Source organism: Fundidesulfovibrio soli (genome assembly GCF_022808695.1).
In the GTDB taxonomy this organism is placed as follows: Bacteria; Desulfobacterota; Desulfovibrionia; order Desulfovibrionales; family Desulfovibrionaceae; genus Fundidesulfovibrio; species Fundidesulfovibrio soli.
In genome coordinates this window covers 1-9,526 of the sequence record NZ_JAKZKW010000015.1, presented here as the reverse complement: position 1 = coordinate 9,526, position 9,526 = coordinate 1, and the positions used below count along the sequence as shown (strand labels likewise).

At 68.0% G+C, this 9,526-nt stretch carries 8 protein-coding genes; 5 read left to right on the top strand and 3 right to left on the bottom strand.

Going from position 1 to position 9,526, the window contains the following annotated elements:
- Window positions 1–88: 88 nt before the first annotated feature.
- A complete protein-coding gene (locus MLE18_RS12725) occupies window positions 89–637 on the bottom strand; it encodes a MerR family transcriptional regulator (RefSeq protein WP_243439181.1) in 549 nt (182 codons plus the stop codon).
- Window positions 630–1,121: a hypothetical protein gene (locus tag MLE18_RS12720; RefSeq protein WP_243439180.1), complete on the bottom strand. Its 492-nt coding sequence runs from the start codon at window positions 1,119–1,121 to the stop codon at window positions 630–632. Before MLE18_RS12720 ends, MLE18_RS12725 begins: the two co-directional genes overlap by 8 nt.
- Before the next feature lie 137 nt (window positions 1,122–1,258).
- Between MLE18_RS12720 and MLE18_RS12715 the strand changes: the two genes are divergently transcribed.
- From MLE18_RS12715 to MLE18_RS12700, 4 genes are all read left to right on the top strand, one after another.
- Entirely contained in the window at window positions 1,259–1,819 is a 561-nt protein-coding gene (locus MLE18_RS12715; protein WP_243439179.1) for a manganese efflux pump MntP, read from the top strand.
- Window positions 1,820–1,974: 155 nt separating this feature from the next.
- A complete protein-coding gene (locus tag MLE18_RS12710) occupies window positions 1,975–2,892 on the top strand; it encodes a DUF475 domain-containing protein (protein ID WP_243439178.1) in 918 nt (305 codons plus the stop codon).
- Window positions 2,893–2,960: 68 nt separating this feature from the next.
- Window positions 2,961–3,266: an EF-hand domain-containing protein gene (locus tag MLE18_RS12705; protein ID WP_243439177.1), complete on the top strand. Its 306-nt coding sequence runs from the start codon at window positions 2,961–2,963 to the stop codon at window positions 3,264–3,266.
- Window positions 3,267–3,528: 262 nt separating this feature from the next.
- A complete protein-coding gene (locus MLE18_RS12700) occupies window positions 3,529–4,380 on the top strand; it encodes a zinc dependent phospholipase C family protein (RefSeq protein WP_243439176.1) in 852 nt (283 codons plus the stop codon).
- A gap of 378 nt (window positions 4,381–4,758) precedes the next feature.
- On the opposite strand, the gene MLE18_RS12695 is transcribed toward MLE18_RS12700, so the two are convergent.
- Window positions 4,759–6,483, bottom strand: a complete 1,725-nt coding sequence (locus tag MLE18_RS12695; RefSeq protein ID WP_243439175.1) for an AMP-binding protein — start codon at window positions 6,481–6,483, stop codon at window positions 4,759–4,761.
- Between the two features lie 155 nt (window positions 6,484–6,638).
- Between MLE18_RS12695 and MLE18_RS12690 the strand changes: the two genes are divergently transcribed.
- Window positions 6,639–9,314: a bifunctional acetate--CoA ligase family protein/GNAT family N-acetyltransferase gene (locus MLE18_RS12690; protein WP_243439174.1), complete on the top strand. Its 2,676-nt coding sequence runs from the start codon at window positions 6,639–6,641 to the stop codon at window positions 9,312–9,314.
- Window positions 9,315–9,526 lie beyond the last annotated feature (212 nt).

Sequence of the window (9,526 nt, the reverse complement as noted above, 5' to 3'; positions counted from 1 at the left end):
GCGGCCCCGGGCGCCGCCCGCCCCCCCCCCCCCCCCCCCGGCCCCCCGCGCGGGGGGGGGGGGGGGGCCGCGCCGCCCCGAAACTTTTTCATTCGCCTTCTCGCAGGTCTTCTTCCCGGCTGCTGCGCAGCACGTCCTCCAGTTCCTCCCCCGCGAAGCCCAGAAGCATAAGCAACCGACGATGCTTGTCCGGGGAGCGCCGCTCCCATTCCCGATGCATGGCGAGCATCTCCTCGCGGTCCATGCCGGCGGCTTCCAGAAGCGCCGTGAGCGAGGCCCGGTCGGTCAGACCGGCCGGGGGCAGCTCCGGCCCGCCGCCAAGCAGGGAGAGAGCCAGACGCTGTTTGGCGCGCACGGCGGCAGCCTCGCGCTCCAGGGCCTTCAGCCTTGCCGCCAACGCCCGGGAGACAGCCGTCTCCGGGGCGTCCAGCGCGGCCTTGATCTCGGCCAGGCTCAACCCGAGGCTCCGATAGAGCAGTATGCGCTCAAGCCTCCAGGCCTCGGCCTCGCCGTAGGCGCGGTAGTCGCCCGAGGCCCGCTGCCTGGGACGCAGAAGCCCGATGGAGTCGTAATAGAGCAGCGTGCTGCGGGAGAGCCCGAAGCGTTTCGCAAGCCTACCGACCGTCCATTCAGCCACGCGGTTCTCCTGCTGCGGGAGCCATGCGGCCCGTGCGCAGATAGGTTTCCAGGTAGTTCTCAAGGGCGGCCATGGAGTGCGGCCGTCCGCCGGAAGCGTAGACTTCCAGAAGCTCTTCGCCCCGCGCCGACAGCGCCGTAAACACCCTCGTCCATTCGGCCCTGGTGCGATTGCCATCCACGGCTTCAAGCCCGATGCGCAGCGCGATGGTCATGACGCCCGGAACGAAGCTCACGAACCCTATGCGCTGAGGCGGCTCATAGCGGCTGACCTGCCAGACGCGCCCCTCCTCGCCGGGGAAGTCCGTGCGGAACATGCAGTCCAGCTCGGCAACGCCTGAGTCCGAATGAATCATCACGCATTTCCAGCCTGGAATCCAGCCATACTCCAGCACTGGGCAGAGCAGCGGGAACACCTGCCGCGGCGTGCCCGACAGCTCCATGACATCCTGCAACACCACGCGTTTCGCCTGAATCGTCGACATGCTTCTGTCCTCCTTGTTGTGTGACGCGGGCATTGCTGGGGTGTGAAGCTATAGACAAGTCAAGCGCGTCTTTTTCACTCGACCATCGGCCCGTCATTTGGCATCCTCGCGCCCCGACCCGCACCCAAGGACATCGCATGCCATTTCTCACCCTTCTGGCCCTGGCCCTTGCCCTGGCCATGGACGCCTTCGCCGTCTCACTGGCCACCGGCATCTGCCTGCGCACCCCCACCACGGTCCAGGCTCTGCGCATGGCGGGCGCGTTCGGCTTCTTCCAGGCCGCCATGCCCGTCGCCGGCTGGTTCCTGGGCCTGGTCGTGCGCTCCTTCGTGGAGTCCTACGCTTCCTGGGTGGCCTTCGCCATGCTGGCCTTCGTGGGCGGCAAGATGATCTGGGAGGGCCTGCACACGGAAGAAGCCGACGACAGCTGCCCGCCCAAGGACCCCACCAGGGGAGGTCAGCTGTTGCTGTTGGCCGTGGCCACCAGCATAGACGCCTTGGCCGTGGGCCTGAGCTTCTCCGTGCTGGGACAGCCCATCTGGTTCCCGGCGCTGGTCATCGGGGTGATCTGCTTCATCGTGGCCGGGCTGGGCGTTCGCCTGGGCTGCATGATCGGCCACCTGACCGCCGTGAGCCGCTACGCCGAGCTGCTGGGCGGCGCCACGCTGCTGGCCATCGGCGTCAAGCTGGTGCTCTAGGCTCGGGGCCCGCCCCCTCCGGGCTCGCCCTCCGCTCCGTATTCGGCCTGAATAGCTTGCCTTATCCACCGGGCTAGGTCCTGCCCCCCTGCTCCGCCCCACAGCGGCCCCACTGGGCGCTTGAGGCTGACAGCGTTTTGAGCTACCGAGCGCCCATGGACATATTCAGCATCGTTCTCACGGTCACGGGCCTGTGCCTGTTCGAGACCATCAGCTCCATCGACAACGCCATCATCAACGCCGAAGTGCTCTCCACCATGCGCCCGAAATACCGGCGCTGGTTTTTGGTATGGGGCATCATCATCGCGGTGTTCGCGGTGCGCGGGCTGCTGCCCTGGCTCATCGTCTGGGTGGTCACGCCGGGCATCGGCCCCTGGGAGGCCATGACCGCCACCTTCTCCTCCGACCCGCGCGTGATGCAGGCCGTGGACAGCTCCGCTCCGGTGCTGCTCATGGGCGGCGGCATCTTCCTGGTGATGCTCTTCCTGCACTGGGCCTTCCTGGAGGAAAAAAACTTCGGCCTGCCCGGTGAGCGCTTCCTGATGCGCCAGGGGGTCTGGTTCTACGCCCTGGCCTCGGTGCTGCTCACCGTGGTGGTCTGGCACGCCATGAAGATCGACGACGCCCTGGCCTTCGGCGCGGTGGTCGGCTCCACGGCCTTCTTCATCACCCACGGCTTCAAGCAGAACGCCGAGCAGAGCGAGCAGGAGCTGCTGCACTCCCACAAGTCCGACATCGCCAAGATCCTCTACCTGGAGATCATCGACGCCACCTTCTCCATCGACGGGGTGCTGGGGGCCTTCGCCTTCACGCTCTCTGTGCCGCTCATCCTGGTGGGCAACGGCCTGGGCGCGTTCGTGGTGCGCGAGCTCACCGTGCGCAACGTTGAGAGCATCAAGCGCTACCGCTTCCTCAAGAACGGAGCCATGTACTCGGTGCTCTTCCTGGGCGGGATCATGATCTTCGACGCCTTCGGGGTGCACATTCCCCATTGGGTCTCGCCGGTGATCACCTTCAGCGTGGTCGCGTACTTCTTCCTCAAGTCGCGCAAGTTCATGAAGATCAATCCCTAGCGCTCCCCCTGGACATATTTCGGCACAGCCTGTATAGTGCTGTAAATTTGTATCGGAAGGAGCCTCTCATGAAACGCTCGATTGCAACGGTTCTGGCGCTCGGCCTGGTCCTCGGCCTGGGCTCGGCCGCCTCCGCCCAGGACGACGCCCCCGCCGCCCCCAAGGGCGAGAAGGCCTTCCAGGCCATGGACACCAACGGCGATGGCAAGATCAGCAAGGAAGAGTTCCTGAACGCGGCCAAGAAACGCGCCGAAATGCGCTTCATCAAGCTCGACGCCAACAGCGACGGCACCCTCACCAAGGACGAGCTCGGCCAGGCCAAGGGCAAGCGCCGCGCCCCCAAGGCCGCCGCTCCCGCGCCCGCCCAGCAGTAGCCCGTCTGGCCCACGCTTTCCCGGCCCGCCTCCCCGCCCGCGCGAGGATGGCGGGCCGCCCTTTTGCCGCCATCGGCGACGCCTCACGCCGAGCGCCCTGGGGCACCCGCCCGCACGAATCGCCGCGCTTGAATTGACCCTCACGAATCATTGAAAATTTCCATCCAGTGTAACAATTTACGCAGCCTGAACGCTCTGTCACTTGACACACGCTCGAACGGGCATACAAAGACCCCGTTCACGATACAGGTGGAGGCGCGCCTTGATACTGTTTTCTGTCTTCCTTTGTGCCCTTGCCGCCCTGCTGGCCATGCCCGCCGACGCGCTGGCCTGGGGTCCCGGGGTGCACACCGCCGCCGCCCGTTTCGTGCTGGCCAACCTTGATCTGCTGCCCGTGCATGTGGCGGGCGTGCTGGCCCAGTTTCCCAACTCGTTCTCCTACGGCTGCCTGAGCGCCGACTTCTTCGTGGGCAAGGGCACCCGCGTGCGCCCCGGCCACAGCCACAACTGGGACGCTGCCGACCGCCTTCTGGAGGCCGCGCACACCCCGCAGCTCATGTCCCACGCCTTGGGCTACGCCAGCCACCTGGCCGCCGACGTGGTGGCCCATTCCATCTACGTGCCCGGCGTGCTGGCCTCCACGCACCTGCCCTCGGGGCCGACCCACGTCTACATCGAGATGCAGGCCGACTCGCGCCTCACCGGGGGGCTCTGCCGCGCCGGCAAGCTCTCGCGCCGCCTGCAGCGCACCGTGGACCGCAGCATGGTCTGCGCGCTGGAGAAGAATCCCCTCACCTACCTCTGCCGCAAGCGCGTGTTCCGCAGCGGCGAGCGCCTCAGCTTCCTGCCCGGCTGGAACCGCTCGCTGATGCTGGCCCAGCGCCTGATGCCCCTGCCCGACGGCTGGCATGACCTGGACGAGATGTTCACCCTGAGCCTGCGCGCCGTGCTGGACGTGCTGCGCAACGTGAACGCCACCACCCTGCGCGGCTTCGATCCCATCGGCAGCCGGGAACTGGCCCGCGCCAAGCGTGGCGTGCGCCCGGCGGTGCACCCCTGCCTGGAAGAGCTGCCCGCACTGCCCGGGGCCGACCTGCAGCAGGAAGTGGCCTAGATCCCGGAGTTGGACCGGGGGAGAAAGAGCCTCCGGCGGCCAGGGGCGCTGCCCCTGGACCCCGCCAAAGGGAGTTCCTCCCTTTGGAATCCCATATCATTCACGTTCTATCCCCCGCCACCGAGCAGGCGACAGGTCGACGTTTCCCGCCTTGGTACAAACGTCAACTGGGAGCCATGAACCCTCGCTCCAACCACTGCGTCCATCGGTTGATATTTGCGGGTCAAGGGGGCCACGCCCCCTTGCGGGGCGTGGGGCAGCGCCCCACATTTCTTGCCACACCCTGCCCCGCCCCAAAAGAAAGGCGCGGCAGAACGCCGCGCCTTGCAATCGACCATAATATCCTGACCTCGGGGCTGCCGCCACCAAAGTCACGCATCAGAACAGCTTGCCCGGATCCTCCAGCAGCGAGGCCAGCACCGAGGGGTCGGCCAGCGCGGACGTATCGCCCATGCGGCCCTCGGCGGCACCGCGCAGGGCTTGCCGCGCGATCTTGCCGGAGCGGGTCTTGGGCAGCTCCTCCACCACGCGGATGCACAGCGTCCCGGCGAATTCCTCCACCTCGGCGCGCACGGCCCGCTCCAGATCCTCCTCCAGGCCGAATGGCTCCCCGGCCTCGGCGCGCAGCGTGACGTAGACCACCACGGTGTCGCCCGAGCCCACAGCCGCGGCCTCGGCCACGCAGGAGTGCGCGGCCACGGCGGCCTCCACGGCGGCCACGGGCAGGTCCGCCCCGGCGATGCCCGCGCGGCCCAGAATCACGAACGCGCCGTCCGGGGTCGTCTGCACCAGGTCGCCCGTATCGTAGGATGATCCGGCTTCCAGCCGCTGGCCCACCAGCGCCGAGGCCATGGACGGCCAGGGCGCGTCCAGGGCCAGGTGGCCCTGCAGGTTCATGGACGCCTCCACGCCGGGCAGGGGCGTGAGCCCGCCCCGGCTGCCGGAGAGCATGAGCACGCCGCCGGTCTCGGTCTGGCCCCAGGTGTCCACCACCGGGGCGCGGCCCTTGCCCACGGCGCGGGCCAGCCACTGCCGGTTCTCGGGGGTGAGCTTCTCGCCCACGCTGACGATGAGCTTGAGCGCGGGCAGGTCCCGCCCGGCGGGCCAGGCCTCGCCCTCGCGCATGAGCTGCCCGGTGAGCGCGGGCGTGGTTATGAGCGTGGCCACCTGATGCTTCTGGGCGATGCGCCAGAGGCGGTCCGGCTTGGGGTGCAGGGGCGAGCCCTCGTAGAGGAGCGTCGTGGCGCCCAGGCAGAGCGGCGCGTAGAGCGCGTAGGCCATGTTCATGATCCAGCCCGGCTCCGAGAGGCACCACATGGTCATGCCCGGGCCGACGCCGAAAGCATGGCGCGCGGAGTGGGCGCACCCGGCCAGGAAGCCGCCCGCGGCGTGCACCACGCCCTTGGGATGCCCCGACGAACCGGAGGTGTAGAGGATGAACAGGGGGTCGTCCGCGCCGTGAACGGCCCCGGGCAAGGCCGGGACAACGGCGTGCGCCTCCATGAGTTCGTGCCACCAGAGGTCGCCCTCGCGCAGCGACTCGGGGGCCTGGCTCGTGCGCCGGACCACCACCCTCCGGGGGCCGCCCTCGGGCTGGATGATGGGCACTGCCCGCCCGGCCTTGAAATATCCGTCCGCCGTGATAAAGAGCATGGCCCCGCAGGCCGCCATCCGCTCGGAGACCACGGCCGGGGAGAGCCCCGCGGGGAACGTCAGGTGCACCGCGCCCAGCCGGGCAAGGGCCAGGGTGGCCACCACCAGCTCGGGCAGGGCGGGCAGGCTCAGGCCGACCACGCAGCCCTTGCTCACCCCGAGCCCGGCCAGCACCACGGCCGCGCGGCGCACCTGGTCCAGCAGGGCCCCATAGGTGTGGACCACGGCCTGGTTCTCGGGCTCGCCCTGCCAGATCAGGGCGGGCACGTCGTCGCGCCCGGCATCCACGTGGCGGTCCAGGCAGTTGGCGCACACGTCGATGGCCGCCCCTTTGAACCAGCCGGAGGGCGAGGTGAACGTGTCGGGGCAGGCCTTTTCCCACGGGGTGCGCCAGGCCAGAAGTTCGCTGGCTCGGTCGCTCCAGAAGCGTTCGCGGTCGTGAGGGTTCATGGCTCTCCTTGGCGTTTGCTAAAAGAGGCTTGCCGGATCGGTGGCGGCCTACTATCCTGCTGCCGACGTGTCCGCGACCGGCGGCCGGAATCCGGTCGGTCCGCAATCGCCCGAAAGTTATAGCGCAACCCCCGGACATCAACAAGCGGCGAACCATGAGCGTTGCCAATCTCGAAGGGCTGTTCAAGCCCACTTCCGTCGCAGTCGTCGGTGCCACCAACGAGGAAGGCCACGTCGGCCGCGTGGTCATGGAGAACCTCCTGGGCGGGGCCTTTCTGGGCCCGGTGATGCCCCTCTCCCCTGACGAGGACAAGATACTGGGCGTGGACGCCTACAAAAGCGTGGACACCCTCCCGCTTACGCCCGACCTGGCCATCATCTGCACCCCGCCGGACACCGCCCCTGAATACCTCTATCGCCTGGGCAGGCGCGGCGTGAAGGCAGCCGTGGCCCTCTGCCCCGGCTACACCCGGCTGTCGGCGGGCGAAAAGTGGGAAATACAGGAAAAGATGCTCTCCTCCGCCGAGGAGGAAGGCATCCGCATCCTGGGGCCGTCCGGCCTGGGGCTGATCATCCCCCCCATCGGGCTCAACGCCAGCCTGGTCAAGGCGGACCCGCCCAAGGGCCGCATCGCCTTCGTCTCGCAGTCGGCCTCCCTGTTCACCGGCGTGCTCGACTGGGCCAGGGCGCACCGCATCGGCTTCTCCTGCGTGGTGTCGTTGGGCGACCGGCTGGACCTGGAATACCAGGACCTCTTCGACTACCTCTCCTCCGACCCCAACACGCGCTCCATCCTGCTCTTCATCGAATCCGTGGGCGACGCCCGCACCTTCATGAGCGCGGCCCGCGCCGCCGCGCGCAACAAACCCGTGCTGGTGGTCAAGCCCGGGCGCAGGCGCGGCCCCGGCGGCGAACCCATCGCCAAGCCGGGCCAGGGCCTGGACGAGGTCTACCACGAAGCCTTCCGCCGCGCGGGCATGCTGCGCGTGTTCGAGATCGACGCGCTGTTCGACGCGGCCCAGACCCTGGCGCGCACCCAGCAGCTCAAGGGCGACAAGCTGGCCATACTGACCAACGGCGGGTCCATCGGGGTCATGGCGGCGGACACCCTGGTGGAGGGCGGCGGCAAGCTGGCCACCCTCTCCGAACAGACCTCCGCCCACCTGCGCGAGCTCATCGGCCCCAACTGGATGCGCGACGGCATCGTGGACATGGGCCTCACCGCCACGCCCGATCTTTATTCCCAGGTTCTCACCGCCCTGCTCAAGGACAAGGAGCCCAACGCCATCCTGGTGATGCACGTGCCCTTCGCCTCCGTCACCGGGGACGACGTGGCTCAGGCCGTGGTCCAGACATCCTCCAAGAGCCAGCGCCCGGTGTTCACCTGCTGGATGGGGCATGCGGTGGCCGAATCCGCCAGGGCGCTCTTCAACCAGGCGGGCATCCCGAGCTACGCCACGCCGGACACCGCCGTGCGCGCCTTCATGGACATGGCCAACCATCGCCGCACCCAGGAACTGCTCATGGAGATGCCCGCGGACCTGCCCGCGGGCTTCAGCCCCGACACGGACGGCGCCCAGGGCGTGGTGCTCTCCGTGCTGGAGGCCGGGCGCTCCGAGCTTACGGAGCCCGAGGCCAAGGTGGTGCTGGCTTCCTACGGCATCCCGGTGATCCGCTCCAAGCTGGTCAAGACCGTGGAGGAGGTATCCTCCGCCGCCGAGGAGTTGGGCTTCCCCGTGGCGCTCAAAATCTTCTCGCCCGACATCCCCCAGCCCTTCGACGTAGGCGGCGTGGTGCTCGACATCGAAGACCAGGAGGAACTGCGCCAGGCCGCCGTGGCCATTCGGACCCGTGCGCGCAAACTCCAGCTCGGGGCTGACATCCAGGGCTACATCGTGCAGCGCATGGGCCGCCGGGGCGCTCAGGAACTGCTCATACAGGCCCAGGTGGACCCCGTTTTCGGCCCGTTCCTGCGCTTCGGCCAGGGCGGGCTTGCGGCCAAGCTCTCGCAGGACAAGGCCGTGGCCCTGCCGCCGATCAACGCCAGCCTGGCGCGCGACCTGATCAACCGCACCCGCGTCGCGGCCTTCCTGCGCGGCCTGGGCGGGCGTCCCCCCGCGAACATGGACGCCATCTGCCTGACGCTGATCCAGGTCGCCCAGCTCATCACGGACATCCCCCAGATCATCGAGATCGACCTGAACCCCATATTCGCCGACAGCCAGGGCGTGGCCGTGCTCGGCGCGCGCATCCGCGTGGCCGAGGCCATGTCCGGCGGGCAGGAGCGCCTGGCCATCCGCCCCTACCCCCGCGAACTGGAGGAGGAGGCGGTGCTCAAGAACGGGCGGCGCATCCTCATCCGGCCCATACGCCCCGAGGACGAGCCCGCCCACTACGAGCTGCTCAAGCGCATCACCCCCGAGGACCTGCGCTACCGCTTCTTCGGCGTTGTGCGCGAGCTGTCGCACATGGAGATGGCCCGCCTGACCCAGATCGACTACGAGCGCGAGATGGCCTTCATCGCCACCGCGCCCGACGAAGAGGGCCACAACGAGACTTTGGGCGTGGTGCGCGCCTCCACAAAGCCGGACAACTCCCAGGCGGAGTTCGCCATCCTGGTGCGCTCTGACCAGAAGGGCCTGGGCATGGGCCGCCTGCTCATGGAGAAGATCATCCGCTACTGCCGGGACCGGGGCACCGCCGTGCTCTCCGGGCAGGCCCTGCTGGACAACAAGGGCATGCAGGGGCTGGCCGAAAAGGTGGGCTTCGACGTCTGGCGCAACACGGACGAGGACATCGCTGATATGCGCCTGGAGCTGAACAAACGATAGCTTGTCGATAAGTTGCATATCTTAAATTATCATAATTATATGCTATCATCCAGTTCCAGGTGGATGATCCGGTCCGTTTAACGTCGGCCGAACGGGGGGCATGAGGGCTTTTTTTTGCCACGTTTCGGCCGCGCCAAGCCGTGGCGGGTCCAGCCGTGGCCTCTCCAGGGCCGAACTGTCCGATGTTCTTCAAATACAGCGGACAGTTCGGC

Bases quoted from the DNA above. Each gene is read 5' to 3' on its own strand.
- MLE18_RS12720 (WP_243439180.1), bottom strand. From the start codon at position 1,121: ATGTCGACGATTCAGGCGAAACGCGTGGTGTTGCAGGATGTCATGGAG.
- MLE18_RS12715 (WP_243439179.1), top strand. From the start codon at position 1,259: ATGCCATTTCTCACCCTTCTGGCCCTGGCCCTTGCCCTGGCCATGGAC.
- MLE18_RS12710 (WP_243439178.1), top strand. From the start codon at position 1,975: ATGGACATATTCAGCATCGTTCTCACGGTCACGGGCCTGTGCCTGTTC.
- MLE18_RS12705 (WP_243439177.1), top strand. From the start codon at position 2,961: ATGAAACGCTCGATTGCAACGGTTCTGGCGCTCGGCCTGGTCCTCGGC.
- MLE18_RS12695 (WP_243439175.1), bottom strand. From the start codon at position 6,483: ATGAACCCTCACGACCGCGAACGCTTCTGGAGCGACCGAGCCAGCGAA.
- MLE18_RS12690 (WP_243439174.1), top strand. From the start codon at position 6,639: ATGAGCGTTGCCAATCTCGAAGGGCTGTTCAAGCCCACTTCCGTCGCA.